At 35.2% G+C, this 16072-nt stretch carries 14 protein-coding genes; 13 read left to right on the forward strand and 1 reads right to left on the reverse strand.

Features of this window, described 5'->3' with window-relative positions:
• The first annotated feature begins 76 nt into the window (after nucleotides 1–76).
• The 11 genes from ACFPVY_RS01105 (at nucleotide 77) to ACFPVY_RS01155 (ending at nucleotide 12490) form a co-directional block, all read left to right on the forward strand.
• Complete coding sequence (locus ACFPVY_RS01105; protein ID WP_379789840.1) at nucleotides 77–1930, forward strand: type VI secretion system Vgr family protein; 1854 nt, start codon at nucleotides 77–79, stop codon at nucleotides 1928–1930.
• An 11-nt stretch (nucleotides 1931–1941) separates the two neighbouring features.
• The gene (locus ACFPVY_RS01110; protein WP_379789841.1) at nucleotides 1942–2109 is read left to right on the forward strand and encodes a hypothetical protein; all 168 of its coding nucleotides are present in this window, start codon (nucleotides 1942–1944) and stop codon (nucleotides 2107–2109) included.
• A gap of 7 nt (nucleotides 2110–2116) precedes the next feature.
• Nucleotides 2117–3682, forward strand: coding sequence for a glycoside hydrolase family 19 protein (locus ACFPVY_RS01115; protein WP_379789842.1), 1566 nt, complete (start codon nucleotides 2117–2119; stop codon nucleotides 3680–3682).
• Nucleotides 3672–4418: a hypothetical protein gene (locus tag ACFPVY_RS01120; protein ID WP_379789843.1), complete on the forward strand. Its 747-nt coding sequence runs from the start codon at nucleotides 3672–3674 to the stop codon at nucleotides 4416–4418. Before ACFPVY_RS01115 ends, ACFPVY_RS01120 begins: the two co-directional genes overlap by 11 nt.
• A gap of 62 nt (nucleotides 4419–4480) precedes the next feature.
• Entirely contained in the window at nucleotides 4481–5251 is a 771-nt protein-coding gene (locus ACFPVY_RS01125; RefSeq protein ID WP_379789844.1) for a hypothetical protein, read from the forward strand.
• Nucleotides 5252–5275: 24 nt separating this feature from the next.
• The gene (locus ACFPVY_RS01130) at nucleotides 5276–5743 is read left to right on the forward strand and encodes a DUF4280 domain-containing protein (RefSeq protein WP_379789845.1); all 468 of its coding nucleotides are present in this window, start codon (nucleotides 5276–5278) and stop codon (nucleotides 5741–5743) included.
• Nucleotides 5744–5755: 12 nt separating this feature from the next.
• Nucleotides 5756–8065 (forward strand): T6SS phospholipase effector Tle1-like catalytic domain-containing protein, encoded by a 2310-nt coding sequence (locus tag ACFPVY_RS01135; protein WP_379789846.1) that lies wholly within the window; start codon nucleotides 5756–5758, stop codon nucleotides 8063–8065.
• Between the two features lie 77 nt (nucleotides 8066–8142).
• On the forward strand, nucleotides 8143–9132 hold the full coding sequence (locus ACFPVY_RS01140) for a DUF2931 family protein (protein WP_379789847.1): 990 nt from the start codon (nucleotides 8143–8145) through the stop codon (nucleotides 9130–9132).
• Nucleotides 9133–9291: 159 nt separating this feature from the next.
• The gene (locus ACFPVY_RS01145) at nucleotides 9292–9666 is read left to right on the forward strand and encodes a BlaI/MecI/CopY family transcriptional regulator (RefSeq protein ID WP_379789848.1); all 375 of its coding nucleotides are present in this window, start codon (nucleotides 9292–9294) and stop codon (nucleotides 9664–9666) included.
• A 21-nt stretch (nucleotides 9667–9687) separates the two neighbouring features.
• Complete coding sequence (locus ACFPVY_RS01150) at nucleotides 9688–11694, forward strand: M56 family metallopeptidase (protein WP_379789849.1); 2007 nt, start codon at nucleotides 9688–9690, stop codon at nucleotides 11692–11694.
• 208 nt (nucleotides 11695–11902) lie between these two features.
• Nucleotides 11903–12490, forward strand: coding sequence for a MiaE family protein (locus ACFPVY_RS01155; RefSeq protein ID WP_379790255.1), 588 nt, complete (start codon nucleotides 11903–11905; stop codon nucleotides 12488–12490).
• On the opposite strand, the gene ACFPVY_RS01160 is transcribed toward ACFPVY_RS01155, so the two are convergent.
• Nucleotides 12477–13049, reverse strand: coding sequence for a pentapeptide repeat-containing protein (locus ACFPVY_RS01160; RefSeq protein ID WP_379790256.1), 573 nt, complete (start codon nucleotides 13047–13049; stop codon nucleotides 12477–12479). The two genes, ACFPVY_RS01155 and ACFPVY_RS01160, sit on opposite strands and share 14 nt — an antisense overlap.
• A gap of 218 nt (nucleotides 13050–13267) precedes the next feature.
• Here ACFPVY_RS01160 and ACFPVY_RS01165 point away from each other — a divergent pair, with 218 nt between their 5' ends.
• Together ACFPVY_RS01165 and ACFPVY_RS01170 are read left to right on the forward strand one after the other, a co-directional pair.
• On the forward strand, nucleotides 13268–14386 hold the full coding sequence (locus tag ACFPVY_RS01165) for a vWA domain-containing protein (RefSeq protein ID WP_379789850.1): 1119 nt from the start codon (nucleotides 13268–13270) through the stop codon (nucleotides 14384–14386).
• 197 nt (nucleotides 14387–14583) lie between these two features.
• Nucleotides 14584–16047 carry an AAA family ATPase gene (locus ACFPVY_RS01170; RefSeq protein WP_379789851.1) on the forward strand — a complete coding sequence of 488 codons (1464 nt, stop codon included), beginning with the start codon at nucleotides 14584–14586 and terminating at the stop codon, nucleotides 16045–16047.
• Nucleotides 16048–16072: the final 25 nt, after the last annotated feature.

Here is a 16072-nt window from a genome sequence, read left to right on the forward strand (position 1 = left end):
TTAATTTCTATTAAATTCACTAAATATATTTCTTACATCTTCCCCCAAGATTGTATTAACGTCTAAATCTCTAATTATGCCAATAAGTACGCATATTCAGATTCAAATTGGGGGAGAAACACTCACACGTTTTTCTAAATTAGTCATCAATCAAAAGGTACACATGCATCATCATTTTTCGATTTTGCAACCGTTGCCTAAAGAATTTGTTGGAGAAGCTATTGATAAATCTCAAAATTATATTGGGAAAACTGTCAAAATCAGCATCACGCCAACGAGCATGCAGACAATTTCGCCCTTAAATTTTGAAGGAATTATCACCGAAGCCCAAATGGTGCGAACCGCCGGCGCTTCTGGAGGAATAATTATTAACGGATACAGTCCGACGATTTTGATGGAAGGCCCGCCAAATATTAGATCTTTTACAGATAAATCGCTTGGAGCAATTGTTCAAGAAGTGTTAGACGGATATTCAAGCAGCAACTTTAAATCAGCAATTTCGGTTGAAAAGGACGCGACTTTGCCCTACACCGTTCAATATTCTGAAAGCGATTTTTCTTTTCTATGTCGAATGGCGCAAAAAAAAGGACAATGGTTTCTTTATAACGGAGAAGAATTGGTTTTTGGGAAGACGAAACCTAAGAATTTTACTTTAGAATATGGCAGAACTTTACATTCCTTTAATATAGAAATGCGTGCAAAATCGGTGGGTTTTGAATATTTGGGCTATGATCCTTCAAATGGTGAAACTCAAAAAGCAAATTCGACCGAGGTAAATTATCAACCCGAAGGTTATTCAAAATCGGTTTTTGAATCTTCGAAAAAAATGTTTCCAAATATCTCAACGATGTTGTATTCGCATTCTTTGGAAGAAGGAAATTCAAGAACACATCTTGTGGAAAGGATTTCAACGCAATTGCAATCAAGAGCTTCGGATATGGTTACCGCCAAAGGAGATTCTGACGAAACCGGACTTAGAATTGGTGATATTATCGAGATAAAAGAACCCGCTTTTTCATTGACAGGAAATCCGCTTGACGGTTTAAAAGAACAAAACTTTGGAAGTTATATCGTCACTGATATTATGCATATTTGCGATGAATCTGGAACGTATCACAATTCTTTTGACGCGGTTCCTTCAACGGTTTTGGCGCCGCCTTATGGAAATATACATAGTTTTCCTACGGCAGAATCTCAGCCTGCAACAATTATTTCAAACGAAGATCCGGCTGGTTTGGGACGCGTTCAAGTGGCTTTTGCTTGGCAACAACAGCAAGGAAATAACACTCCGTGGATTCGAATGATCAATCCGCATTCTGGTGGCGGAAAAGGTTTTTATTTTATTCCAGAAGTTGGCGAAGAAGTTTTAGTTGCTTTTGAAGGAGGAAACGCTGAAAAGCCTTTTGTTCTCGGCGCAATGTACAACGGAAGCGCTTCGAGTAGCAATTATTATACATCTGGAAATGATCAAAAAGTGATTCACACACGATCAGGAACCAAGATGATTTTTAACGATGCGGCGGGAAGTATTTTTATTGAAGATCCGAGTGGAAATACCTGGAAAATGGATGGCGAAGGAAATATCGAAGTCAATGCGCCAAAGAATTTTACTTTAACTGCAGGCGACAATGTCAATATTAGCGCTGGAAAAAGCGTAAATATAAATGCCGGAGAAAATATCAACAATGCGGCAAACGAAAGTATTAATGAAAGCGCTGGCAAAGATATCAATCAAACCGCAACTGGAAATATCAGAGAAACTGCTGATAATAAAACTGAAATGATTCAAGAAACATATGTGAGAGCTTCGCAAGATTCGACGCAATATGCCGAGAAAGTTTCGATTTTTAGTTCTAAGGAAAATATGCTTTTAGAAAGTTCTTCAAAAACTGTGGAAATAAATAGTGCCGAAAAATCAAATCTTTTTTAAATCTAAAGATCATGGCGATAAATAAAACAGCTAAGAATTTATATGTAACTCTTTATAAATCATATGATTCTAAAGCAAAAAAGGTTGAAGAAACTGCAGAAAAGGTTGAAATTGTTGCAACAAAGGAAAATTTAAAATTGTTGTGCAATAAAAAAATAGTCATTACCGGAACCAAATAAGATTGTTATGAGTAATGTTGAATTTAACGAACCTCGATTCGTAAAACCCACAATGGGAAATACGCTCGACATTTATTTTGCCGAAAAAAAAGTAACTCCGATTTTTGAAAATACGGAAGAATCAATTGTGGCCAATAAAGGAGAAAACGAAAAAAAGATCAAGGCACGATTTGTTAAAGATCACAAAATCAATAGCAAAGATATAATTTCTTATACTCCTGAAAAGACATTTAAAACGGCTGTTGGAGGTGAAAATATCACTATTAAATATAAAAAGAAAGTTAGAGATGAAATTTCTTTTCCAAAAATTGAGAAAACAAAAATAAAACAGAAAGTATGGATTGTCGCGGTTTGCAATAGCCAAAACGGAATTCTATCTGTAGAAATTCTTGAGAATAAACAAACGAATTCAACAGCAATATATGAAGGTTCTGCAAAATTTCTCGTGGGCGAAGAAGAAAAAACTAAAATAGAATTTGATCTTTCGAAAGACAAAACGGGCGAGCCAAATATTTTTGCCAAAGAAATTAAATTGCAACCAAAAAGCAATGACGACGTAAAATTATTGCTTGACAAATACAAAGAACGACCTGATAAAAATTCGTTTCATTTTATAAAAGCAAGTGTTTCCGGAAACGAAGATGAGATCATTTATCCAGATAATTCTAATGAATTTTTGAATAAGGATGCAAAAAGATTAGAAATTCTGGGAGTTCCATGTTATTGTGGCATTGATTTTACGGCAGAACAAATTGAAGAATTTTATAAGAAGAGTAACGGAAATGTCAAGGCGTTATTTACCGCTGACAACTGTCCGCTTCCGGCTGACAAAAAAACGTATAAAGAGTTTACGACGGAATTAAATGCGGCAATGAAAAGTTATGAAATCAATACTTGTATTAGAAAAGCCCATTTTCTGGCACAAATTGAAGCCGAGACTTTCTTTGATACCACGCTTGAATATGCAAGTGGGTGGGATTATGATCATACGACGCATTTAGATAATTACAACAATTACAAGTTGTATTTGGCGAATGTCAGTAAACCTAAAAACCCATATAAAGATTTTGGTACAAAAGCTGTAAAACGAGGACACGATAGATATTTAGAATGTATTGAACACGGTCACGATGTCAAGGGACACGGCCCAAAATATAAAGGACGTGGCTTAATTCAGTTGACGTGGAAAGATACTTATGAGGCATATTTTGGTAAATTAACGAAACCCACTTTAATCACAACTCCAGAAGTTGTTGCCAACGATTTAAACATGGTTTGTGATTCTGCTGCTTGGTATTGGAAAGAAAGATCGAGCTGGGGAAACTTAAATAATTATGCAGACAATGACGATTTTATATCAGCATCGGTTGGTGTGAATGGCGGTTTAAATGGCTTTGAACATCGAAAAGCGAATTTAAAAAAGATTCTAAAAACTTTACAAACCAAAGAAACTTGCATTAATATAGATAAGATTACAAAGGTTATTGGGGAATATAAATATGAAACAAGCGGTATAAAAAACAAACAGTGGGGAAAAAAAAATAAAAGTAAAATTGAAGCGTATGACGACTAAATCGATACTTATCGCAATTATTCTACTAAAATGCGCTTTTGTTTTTTCGCAAGTTGAAAAGAAAGTTGTAGGTTTTTTTGATGCAGATAACTTATCAGACACTTTATTTTATAAGGATTTGAGGTTTATAGATGAATTTAGAAATAAAGACATCGCGTATTCCTGCAGAATTTCGAGCGGAAACGGCAAAAAATATGAATTTAATCTTGGCTTGGGCCATGAATCTTTGCAATTTTCGTCACCCAAAATTGGCTATATTGAAATTTACCAATGGAAAACAGGATCACAAGGTTTTGAACAATATGAAACCTATAAGTTTAATTCAGAATATGATACTTGGATTTTGCAAAAAATTGTGACCGAAAACGCTGATGGAAAAGAGGAGAATTACATTCCAGAAAAACCAACAAGTATCGACGGAACCGAATATAAATCTGAAAAACCAAGCTTCGCAGGAAATTATTACTTATCAAATGATTCTAAAAGATTTAGTATCACGATAAAACAAAATGGAGAACAAAATGTCTTTGAGATATTTGATAAGAATAAAAAGATATCTAGCGGAATCGCAAAAGTTCAGAAGGTGAAAGGAAAAGATTTGATTTTCTTAAATGATATTGAAGCAGAATATAAAAGCTGTGGTTTGATTGTAAAAAATATTAGGGATGGTTCAGGAAAGCAGTTGCATTTTACACAATATAGAAAGGATTACTTGACGTTCAAAAAGGCAAAATAAAATTTAAAAATCAGTCATTTGTCATCCAAATTCATTTTTTGTTCGATAAAATTTTTTACTACTTGTCAAGAAGCTACATGGAAAATTATATTTTAAGAAATTACGGAGTAGTATTTAAATATTTTAAAAATGAAGATGATTTTACGCAAATTCATTTTAAAACCGAAGTTACTTACAAAGGAGAACTAAAAGACGGAAATCATTATTTTGTTATCAATAAAAAGAAAGTTTTCATCAACGGAATGGCTCCAGATTTATTGGTGGAACAAATGGCAGAAAGTGCCGGTTCGTGCCTTTATCCGATGGAAATAATTACAAATTCACAGGGTCCGTTTGAGGAAATTGCTAATTATGAAGAAATAAAAAAAAAATGGGATTTAAAAAAAATTGAATTTCAGAATTATTACGAAGGTGAAATTGCAGAAAAAATAATCAAGAAATTAGATATTATTTATTCGAGCAAAACCAAACTTGAAATTGCGATGAAAGACGATTTGTTTCTTACACTTTTCTTTATGCCGATTTATCGAAAGCATGTTGATAGAGTAGCTAATTATGAAATAGAAATTGTTTTTATTCCGTTTGAACAGCCAATTTCTTTTCAAATTATTCAAGAAGTGAAACCTTATTTGTCTAAATCAAATAAGCAATTATTAAACTTAAAAGGATATTGTGATCAAGCAATTAACAGCCAACCAGAATTAGAGCTTGACTATAAAATAGACAATGAAACTAAGAGTTTATCATCAATTATCGGAAGCGTTGATTTAAAGATTGCAAAAAATTCAGTTAATAAAATTGAAATAGAAATTATTCAATTGTTTGAAAATTAAGTTTTTAATAAAAAATAAAGAGATATGAGCGAAAAACATCTTGTCTGTCAAGGAGCCACTTGTCAATGTCAGTTTGGTAAAGCTCCTGATAAATTGAAAGTATTGACGCAAACCAAGCGCTACACAAATGATGGCAAAGGAGCTGAAAAGCTAATTGCTTCCCACATGGATATTGGCAAAACTTTTGAAAAAAATACCTTTGGATCTTGCTCGAAGATGAATAATAATCCGTGTCAAGTTGTTGTGAGTGAATGGAAAGGTTTTTATGAAAACGTAAAAATTTCAGAAAACAATGGTAATCCACTTCTGGAAGATAGCAAAGCCACTTGCCCAGTTGGAGCGCCAGACTGCATTTCGATTATTTTTCATGGTCAAACGGCTGAAATCAGTCAACAAAATATTGAAAATGCTGATAAGCAAGTAATAGCCCAAATGTTACCCGGTTTTAATTTTGATGATTTTGACGAAGAAGAAGTAGAACACGTTTTGTAAAAAAATACGATTATGCACATATTAGGCGAAACAAGACCGATAATCAATAAAAAATACAGCTATATTTTAAATTCAATAAATTTTGAAAATAATATAGTTGGTATTGATAACACACGAGTGGCCAATAGAAATTACTTCACAATTGATAGATCGTCATTGACTAAGGATGTCACAACTTGGGAAATATCTCAAGGCAAAAAAATAATCTCAAAAAATACCACAGGCAATTTTAATTTTTTAATAGGAAATCAAACTTACAGCCTAAAGGCCATTGTAAAAAGCGCGATAAAAGCGCAGACTACAATAAGAACATTAGGAGGAAATCCGAAAATTGAACTTTATTGGCGAGATGATTATGGACAAAAGGTAGTAAACAGAACCGTCGGCTACCTTGACAGAATTTATCTCATCATAAAAACCAGCCATATTCCGGTTGGCGATACTTTGAGCGTGACAATATACGAGGATGAAAAAGCTGATGGCCACGGCGACAGTTCTCGAAATATGGGAACCTACACATCAAGCAAAGTGAATAAAAATGGTTATGCTTTCGTATATTTTACAAATCTTCAGGTGTTCAAAAAGGTATTGGATGATCAAGATTATGTAAATGAGTCAGAGCATGAATTTTATGCAAAGGTTACTTATGATAGTCATATCGCAACAATTTATGACAAAACCCAATTGAAAGTAAAAAATGAAAAAATAAAGCTTATTGATCCGCCGGTTACAAATATTCCCACAATTGTTGGCGAAGTTGATAAAGATATTTCCGATAGCCGAAAAGTTAAAAACTTAATTATCGGTGTTTTTATTGATGGAACCATGAACAATCGTTATGATACGATGGCAAGAACGAATTGGGAAAAAAAGCGATTAGCAGAAAATACAAGTACATACAATAATGGTGAACATTTAAAAATATACGCTACAAAGAAAACAGATGTTGCCAGTGGCGATAATTATATGTATGGACAGACCAGTTATGAAAATGATCTTTCAAATCCAGCCATACTTTTTGATAATTATGAAAAAAATGACAAGACGGTATTTAAAATTTATACCGAAGGTATGGGGACAAACACACTTGGTGATGAAAAATTAAACGTTTCAAAGTATGAAAAAGATGATAGTTTAGGCGCTGCAGTAGCTTGGGGTTCCAGCGGTATTGTGGAACGGGTAAAAAGGGCTGTAGAGCAAACCGTTGCTAAAATTAAAATAGATGATGGAGCAAAAGAGCGAATAGGCACCATAACAATAGACGTTTTCGGGTTTAGTCGCGGTGCGGCATCAGCAAGACATTTTATACACGAAATAAGCAAACCGGCTTATAAAGCAAGACCAGTCACAGGATCTAAGCCAATACCATATTCTACAAGAGATCAGAGAATTGAAATGGCCGTCGATGATAACGGAAATCCAGTAGATAGCAAATACAGAAAAAAAATGATGCCAACCAATGGTAGATTTGGATATTTGCTTACTGAAAAAGGAATAACTATTGACAGGCTCGTCATCCGTTTTGCTGGATTATACGATACCGTGGCGCATCACGGAGTAATTCAAGGAAATGATGTTGACGATTTAGGTCTCAATACTATCAGTGGAAAAGCGCAGCACATCGTTCACATGACGGCAGACGACGAACACAGATATAATTTCAGTTTGTCAAGAATACCACGTAAAAAGAATCATATTGAACTTAATATTCCAGGAGTCCATTGTGATGTGGGCGGAAGTTATGTCGAAGGAAGACCAGAAGGTTTGCCAACTGGTGTCAGAGTACAAGATTTAGAGGAAAGCCATGTTTTGGCGAAAGATGACACAAACGATACTGTAAAAATTTCACCAAAATTAGAGCAATTTAGAACAGCTTTAATCAACGAAGGTTGGTTTACAGATAAACAAATCCACATAAACTCGAATTTTTACTCTTCCGGAAAAGAAACTTTCAGATATTCGCACGAATTAGTTTCTAGCCGAGCTTATGTGAGCAATCAATATAGTTACATTCCTTTACACATGATGTTGAAATTTGCTAAAGAAAAAAAGCTAGAATTCGGAAATTTTACAATAAAAAATTATGACTTTACGCCAAACATTTTTCCAGACCATTTGGCATTAATGCAACGCATAAAAGCCAATCTCGAAACTTATGCTGATAAAGTGATCGCAAGTCCATCAGCACAAATTAAATACCAAATACCTGAGGCCGATTTAAAAAGATTAAGAAATAATTATTTGCATTACAATGCGGTTGTTGGGCTGGTCAATAAACCTGAAAAAGGCAGAATAAGAGATATCATAAAACCCTCAAAATGAGAACCGATAAAAAAATAAAAAAACTTATTTGCACGATTTTTATATGTCTAGCAATAATTTCCTGTAAAAAAGAACCGATGAAAACACCAACTGACGATAACAAAACAAAAACCAATTATAGCTGGAGCTGTTCTGTAACATCCATAAAAGATTATCCAATTGAGATAACTACAGGTTATTTGGCAACCAAAAAAGACTTTATCGCCGCTTTTAGAAATAATGGGATTGAAGACGACGGCTGGGATGTTGATGGACAAGAAGGCGGTTCTGGCGGCAATCAAATTCCTTCGTTGCTTTCGCTGACATGGGTGAGTTATGCAGAGAAAAAAGTATGGTTTTTAGATGAAGGTGCGCTTCCAAGTGACAAAATATTAGCGTTATTTCAAGAAGGTTTTTATAATATCGACAATGCGAGTCAGCAACCCGTTCACGAAACATATCAACATATCGTTGTGGGCGTCGCGCCGGGTGGCGCTGTTGTAGTTTTTCTTACGGGAGATTTTCACAGAGTTGAGGTTGCAAGATTTCAAGCAACCGAAACAGCCGAAGATGTCAATAAAACCATGAGAAGACCCGGAATTTACAAAGACACAAAAGCATTTCTTGAAGATGGTTTTAAGACGCTATTTACAGCTGAACAAGAAGCGAATTTTAAAAACAACGGCATTCCTTTTGGTTTGTGGGACACTTATAGAACACGTTATAATTGGCGTTTTGATATGAAATTTTATAAGGAAGAAGACAAATTGGCAAAAAATACCCACGTTCAATATATAAATGGTGAAGAAGACAAACTCGATTTAAAAGAGGCAAACAAATTTAAAAACCAAACTTTACCAAAAACAGTGACGTTCTACTATAAAAATAATTGGAACGAAGCCATTTTTGACGAAACAGAAATAGTTGAAGCTTTCAAAAAAGCAACTCAAGATAATCCTCAAGCTGAGGTTACCATCATTGCCAAAGTACAGTTTATGTACAAAAGTGTAAAATTCGCAGTAAAATGTGGTGATAAAGAAATAAATTTACAAAAAGTAACTGTGGAAGCAGGAGGTTATGGCCAATAAAATAATACATAAAACATAATTTTTTTCAAAATGAACCCTTGTAAACGCAAGGGTTTTTTATTTTTTCTAAATTATTTTCAAAAAAAATCTACCTAATAATTAAATCGTACGAAAAATTTCCTACCTTTGAATTGTTCAAGAACTAAAAATGTAAAGAGGATGCAATCAGAACCAACAAAATCAGAATTAGAAATTTTACAAGTCTTGTGGAAGTCCGGACCTTCAACAGTGCGATTTGTGAATGACGAACTCAACGAGCAGAAAAGAGCCGTGCAATATACTTCGACCTTAAAATTGATGCAGATTATGACCGAAAAAGGAATGCTCATCAGTGACAAAACGAATATGAAACACATTTATAGTCCTGCAATCGAAGAGAAAAAAACGAAAGGTTTTCTGCTCGAAAAATTTGTCGACACGATGTACAACGGTTCCAGCTCTAGCTTAATGATGCAATTGCTTGGAAACAAAAAAACGTCGCAAGAAGAAATTGACGAAATCAGAACGCTTTTAGACAAGTTAGAAAACAAATAAGAAACCTCAAATTTCACGATTATGCTTTTACCAAACGAAACTATTTTGAAAGCAATTTCCTGGACACTTCTTCACTCGTTGTGGCAAGGATTAATTCTGGCAATTTTCGCCGGATTGGTTATCCTATTTACCAAAAAAGCCAAGGCAAACCTGCGTTACAGCATCCTCTCGGTATTGTTTCTAGCTTTTATGATTGCAGTTGGATTTACATTTAATTATGAATATCAAAGTGATGCGATGTTTATCTCTTCAGAAGAATTAATTGTGATGGATGATTTTAACCAAGACGAAATCCTTTTGCCAGCAAGCGAAGCTCCAGATTATCTTCAAATTGGAATTGATTTTTTGAACCAAAATTCTAAAACAATTGTATTCATTTGGTTTTTGATTTTTAGTATAAAATGCTTCGGAATCTTCAGAAGCCTGAGCAATATTTACAGAATCAGAAATTATAGAAATCAAGAAGTGCCAGAATATTGGGCTCAAAGAGTTTTGGAATTAAGCAAAATTTTGAAAATCAAAAAGAAAATCGTGCTTTTAGAATCGCAGTTGGTTTCGGTTCCATCAGTTACAGGTTTCTTCAAGCCAATCATTTTAATCCCAATCGGATTGCTTTCTAACTTGCCACAAGACCAGATTGAAGCCATTTTGTTACACGAATTGGCGCACATCCGTCGCAAAGATTATTTCATAAACTTAATCCAAAGTTTTGCAGAAATCTTTTTCTTTTTTAATCCGGGCGTGCTTTGGGTATCGTCAATTATTAAGGAAGAAAGAGAAAACTGCTGTGATGATATTGCGGTCGGAATCACAAAAAACAAATCAAAATTTATTCACGCATTAGTCTCATTTCAAGAATATAATATGAAACAAAACGAATTAGCAGTAGGTTTCGGAGGCAACAAAAATCAGCTTCTTGAACGCGCCAAAAGAATTATTTACGATAATAACAAGTCGCTGAATTCAATCGAAAAAACATTTTTATCCATTTGCATAATCATTATCGCATCATTTACTGTAGCTTGTTCAAACACAAAAGCGGCGACTTTGCAGAATAATGAAGAAGTAGCTTACGGAGAAGAATTTGTCGTAGAAAATCCTCCAGCAGAAGGCGAACTTACGGCTGAAGAACAAGCTATGATGGAAGCAGAAGTTGCAGAGGCAGAAGCAATGGCAGAAATAGAATCAAATGCTGAAGTTGCTGTTGCAGACGCTGAGGTTGTACACATGGAAGCTGAAGAAGCTAGACGAGAAGCAGAACTTGCCGTTGCAGAAGCTGAAAAAGCAACTTCAGAAGCAAAACTTTCTCCAGAAGAATTAGAACAAGTTAAAGAAGAGGCTCGTCAAGCAAGAGAGGAATTGCGTTTAGCAAAAATCGAAGCAGAAAGAGCTAAGAAAGAATTTTTACAAGCTAAAATTCAAGGAGAACGTTCTAAAACTGAAGGAGAAAGAGAAAGACTGATGGATGAAGAAAGAAGAAAAACAGGCGAATTTGCTGGAACTGAAAGTGCAAAAGCAAGAGAGGAAAGCCGATTGGCAAGAATAGAAGCAGGGAAAGATAGACACGAAGAAATAAAAAAAAGAACAGAATCATTTATGAGAAAAAGGCTTGAAAGTTCTGAAGGAGAAGATGAAAATGACTTTTCAAAACTGACTTCGCAAAAGCAAAAATTGGAAGCGATGAAGGCAAAAATTGAAGCTGATCAGCAAAAATTAGAAGTTCAAAAAGCGCTGATACAATCTCAAATCGATCTTGAAATTCTTAGTAAGCAAAACATTTCAGTGAGCTCTAAATTAGATTCAAAGAATGACACGAATGAAAAAATTCTTTATAATCAAATCATATCAGAACTGTTAAAAGAAAAAATCATCAAAAACACAGAAAATTTATCTTTCAAACTGTCCAATTCAAAATTAATAGTAAACGACAAAGAAATTTCTGAAGCTGTACAAAAGAAATTAAAAAAATACCTGCCAAAAGGAGTCACAGCCACGTATTACAATTATAATTTATCGAACGAAAATTAACCAGAGTTTCAATCATCACGCCAAAAGGCAAATCAATCAAAAAACGTTATCGCATTGATAACAAAGTAAATTTTGTTAGAGTTAGTTAGTAAAAAGGGAACCAGGCGAAAGCTGAGGTTCCTTTTTTATTGTAAAAACTTAGCGCCTCAGCAACTTGCACCTTAGAAACTATTCCTTAAATTTGCACTCTAAATTATTCATTATGTCAATGCTCCGCTTACAATTGCCAACCGACCCAAGATGGGTGAATATCGTTGAAAAAAACATTGAAGAAATTTTGACAGACCACGCTTGGTGCGAACAGAAAGCGGCTTCAAATGCCATCACGATTATCACGATAAATTCAGAATATCCTGATTTGGTGACCGACATGTTGGCTTTGGCAAAAGAAGAAATCGAACATTTTGAAATGGTTCACGAAATCATCAAAAAACGCGGACTAACTTTAGGTCGCGAAAGAAAAGACGAATACGTAGGCGAATTGGCAAAATACATGAAACAAAGCAACACCGGAAGCCGAGTTTCGGGATTTGTGGAAAGAATGTTGTTTTCTGCAATGATTGAAGCCAGAAGTTGTGAGCGTTTTAAAGTGCTGTCAGAAAATATTAAAGACGAAGAATTGTCAAAATTCTACTGGGATTTGATGGAAAGTGAAGCGTCGCATTATACGACTTTCATCACTTACGCCAGAAAATACGGAACCGGAATCGATGTAGAAAAACGCTGGAGAGAATGGCTTGAATTTGAAGCCTCAGTTATCGCAAAATATGGAAAAAGCGAGTCTATCCACGGATAACCAACTCGTGTTTTTCGACCAAACCTTTTAAGCCGGCTAGTGAAAAGCTGGCTTTTTTGATTTTATTCTTTTCTGGGTCGATAGAAAAATTATAGCTTGTAGTAAAATCAGCTTTGTTGGCAATAGTATTTTGAAAAACTGCTTTGTGCAAATTGCAATTTTCGAACAAAACATTGGTCAAATCAGTATTCATAAAATCAATGGCAATCATACTGCAGTTAGTGAAACTTGTACCAATCATTTTCAAGTCATAAAACTTGGCAAAATCCAGAATACAATCCTTGAAATGAATCTCAAAAATCAATTTATCACACATTGAAAAATTGACATCTAAAACTTGACAGTCAATAAAATTCACACCTCTAAAGGCGACGTGATTGATTTTTGCATCACTGAAATCGCAGTTGGTAAAAGTGCAGTCGGTGAAAGTCACACCAATGAAATTACATCTTGTAAAATCACACCCGGTAAAATTGCAGACCTCAAATTCCTTTAGATTAAATTCATCTTCGGTGTAAACATTGTCAAAATAATCTTGGTCGTGAATGTATTCGGTCATTGAAATTTGAAGTTTGTGCAAAGCTATTCTTTTTTAGGCAATAGGCAAAAGTTAATAGGCAGTAGGCGGAAGCAAAAATCAAAGATTTCAAAAACCAATGATTGAAATTCAAATGACCTTAAATGTCTTATATGGTAAAAAGTAAATATCAGACTTTAACTAAAAATTAATAACACTTAAAAACCATCACATCCAATTAAGTCTTAATTTTAACGACTATGGAAACTAATAAAAGAAAAGGCTTTTTATTCAAGCAATATGAAGCTCCAAATTTGTCTCCGTTTGATAAACTCTTCGAGATTTTCAAAGAATTGATCACGCACACTTCAGGCGATTTGGACGAAGCTATTGACTGGCTTCGCGAACTAGACAAAGAATATAAATTAACGGATTCGGCTTATACCATCGATAATTTTATCGAAGATTTAAAAAAGAAAGGGTACATAAAAGACGAAGTTAAAGATGACGGAACGGGCGGTTTGGCCATCACGGCAAAAACCGAAAGAGCGATTCGCCAGCAAGCACTTGACCAAATTTTCGGCAATTTAAAACGAAGCGGTTCTGGAAATCACAAGACAAAACATTCAGGCAATGGCGATGAACACACGGGAGAATTTCGAAATTATCATTTTGGTGACAGTCTCGAGCGAATTTCGTTGACAGAAAGCCTTCGCAATGCGCAAATCAATAATGGTGTAGATAATTTTAAGCTGACCGAAGAAGATTTGGTTGTGGAAGATTCGCAATTCAAGGCGCAAATGAGTACGGTTTTGATGATTGACATCAGCCACAGTATGATTTTGTATGGCGAAGATAGAATCACTCCGGCAAAAAAAGTGGCAATGGCTTTGGCCGAATTAATAACGACAAGATATCCTAAAGACACTTTGGATATTTTGGTTTTTGGAAACGATGCTTGGCCGATTGCCATCAAAGATTTGCCGTATTTGCAAGTAGGTCCGTATCATACAAATACCGTGGCAGGATTGGAATTAGCGATGGATTTGCTCCGAAGAAAGCGAAACACGAACAAGCAGATTTTTATGATTACCGACGGAAAACCAAGCTGTGTCAAGGAACGCGACGGTTCATATTATATGAATAGCAACGGCCTCGACGAATATATCGTAGATAAATGCTACAATATGGCGGGTCAAGCCCGAAAATTGCACATCCCGATTACTACTTTTATGATTGCAAACGACCCATATCTTCAGAAATTTGTCAACCAATTCACGGAAGCCAACCAAGGAAAAGCATTTTACACCGGATTAAAAGGCTTGGGCGAAATGATTTTTGAAGATTATGAAACGAATAGGAAAAAAAAGGTGAAGTAGTTTGCAGTGTTCAGATTTCAGTGGCAACGTCATTGCGAGGAACGGGCGCCATCACATAAAGTAGCTCCACAAAGAAAAGTGACGATGGACTTAAATGCCTTATATGGTAAAAAATAGCCCAATTAAAGTAAAAATAAATATAACCCAATGAACCTATTTCTTAATGGTTCAAAAAAATAAAAAATAACAGTAAAACAATGACCACAGAAAATATAAAAACACTAGGCGAATTAAAAAAATCAGGGTACCAATCGCGTAGCATCAAAGACGAATTGAGAGATAACCTTCGCAAAAAAATAACTTCGGGAGAAACCGTTTTTCAAGGTGTTCACGGTTATGAAGATACCGTAATTCCAGAATTAGAACGTGCCATTCTTTCACGTCACAACATCAATTTACTAGGATTAAGAGGTCAAGCCAAAACAAGATTGGCCAGATTAATGGTCACGTTATTAGACGAATGGATGCCAATTGTTTCAGGTTCAGAAATCAACGACGATCCGTTAAAACCAATTTCTCGCTTTGCAAAAGATTTGATTGCAGAACAAGGTGACAACACGCCAATTTCTTGGATTTACAGAGACGAAAGATTCTTCGAAAAACTAGCTACGCCAGATGTGACGGTGGCGGATTTGATTGGAGATGTTGACCCAATTAAGGCTTCGAATTTAAAATTATCGTATGCGGACGACCGAGTGATTCACTTTGGGATGATTCCGAGAGCGAACCGATGTATTTTTGTCATCAATGAATTGCCTGACTTGCAAGCCAGAATTCAAGTGGCTTTGTTCAATATTTTGCAAGAAGGCGACATTCAAATCAGAGGTTTTAAACTTCGTATGCCGTTAGATATGCAATTTGTTTTCACTGCAAATCCAGAAGATTATACGAATCGCGGAAGCATTGTCACTCCGTTGAAAGACAGAATTGGTTCTCAGATTTTGACGCATTACCCAGAAACTATTGAAATTGCAAGAACGATTACAGAACAAGAATCAAATTTGGACAATCGTCAAAGCGATTACATTCACGTGCCGTCAATCGCCAGAGATTTATTGGAACAAATCAGTTTTGAAGCCAGAGAAAGCGAATTTATCGATAACAAAAGTGGTGTGAGTGCGAGATTGAGCATCACAGCTTTTGAAAATTTATTAAGTACTGCTGAACGTAGAGCTTTAAAATCAGGCGAAGAAAAAACAACGTTGCGACTTTCTGATTTCATGGGAATTATTCCTGCAATTACAGGAAAAGTAGAATTAGTTTATGAAGGCGAGCAAGAAGGAGCAGGAGTGGTAGCACAGCATTTAATTGGCGATGCCATCAAAACTTTCTTCCCAAATTATTTCCCGAAAATTGAAAAATTAGAAAGAGAAGAAGACAAAAGTCCTTACAAAGAAATTGTAGATTGGTTTTTCAACGAAAGCGGTTTTGAATTATTAGACGACGCGACTGATTTGGAATACAAACAGCAACTAGATTCCGTAATTCCGTTGCGAGCTTTGATTGCAAAATACCAACCCGATTTGGCTCCAGAAGATACTTATTTCTTCAAGGAATTTGTGCTTTGGGGATTGGTGGAATACAATAAATTAAGCAAAGACAGAATCATTAAAGGATATCAGTTCAATGACTTGTATGGAAGTTATATCAGGAAACTGTAATTTGAGGAACTGATTTTCTCCAATA

Source organism: Flavobacterium qiangtangense (assembly GCF_042658345.1).
In the GTDB taxonomy this organism is placed as follows: domain Bacteria; phylum Bacteroidota; class Bacteroidia; order Flavobacteriales; family Flavobacteriaceae; genus Flavobacterium; species Flavobacterium qiangtangense.

Bases quoted from the DNA above. Each gene is read 5' to 3' on its own strand.
- ACFPVY_RS01145 (WP_379789848.1), top strand. From the start codon at position 9,292: ATGCAATCAGAACCAACAAAATCAGAATTAGAAATTTTACAAGTCTTG.
- ACFPVY_RS01170 (WP_379789851.1), top strand. From the start codon at position 14,584: ATGACCACAGAAAATATAAAAACACTAGGCGAATTAAAAAAATCAGGG.
- ACFPVY_RS01120 (WP_379789843.1), top strand. From the start codon at position 3,672: ATGACGACTAAATCGATACTTATCGCAATTATTCTACTAAAATGCGCT.
- ACFPVY_RS01165 (WP_379789850.1), top strand. From the start codon at position 13,268: ATGGAAACTAATAAAAGAAAAGGCTTTTTATTCAAGCAATATGAAGCT.
- ACFPVY_RS01115 (WP_379789842.1), top strand. From the start codon at position 2,117: ATGAGTAATGTTGAATTTAACGAACCTCGATTCGTAAAACCCACAATG.
- ACFPVY_RS01110 (WP_379789841.1), top strand. From the start codon at position 1,942: ATGGCGATAAATAAAACAGCTAAGAATTTATATGTAACTCTTTATAAA.
- ACFPVY_RS01160 (WP_379790256.1), bottom strand. From the start codon at position 13,049: ATGACCGAATACATTCACGACCAAGATTATTTTGACAATGTTTACACC.
- ACFPVY_RS01140 (WP_379789847.1), top strand. From the start codon at position 8,143: ATGAAAACACCAACTGACGATAACAAAACAAAAACCAATTATAGCTGG.
- ACFPVY_RS01135 (WP_379789846.1), top strand. From the start codon at position 5,756: ATGCACATATTAGGCGAAACAAGACCGATAATCAATAAAAAATACAGC.
- ACFPVY_RS01150 (WP_379789849.1), top strand. From the start codon at position 9,688: ATGCTTTTACCAAACGAAACTATTTTGAAAGCAATTTCCTGGACACTT.
- ACFPVY_RS01155 (WP_379790255.1), top strand. From the start codon at position 11,903: ATGCTCCGCTTACAATTGCCAACCGACCCAAGATGGGTGAATATCGTT.
- ACFPVY_RS01105 (WP_379789840.1), top strand. From the start codon at position 77: ATGCCAATAAGTACGCATATTCAGATTCAAATTGGGGGAGAAACACTC.
- ACFPVY_RS01130 (WP_379789845.1), top strand. From the start codon at position 5,276: ATGAGCGAAAAACATCTTGTCTGTCAAGGAGCCACTTGTCAATGTCAG.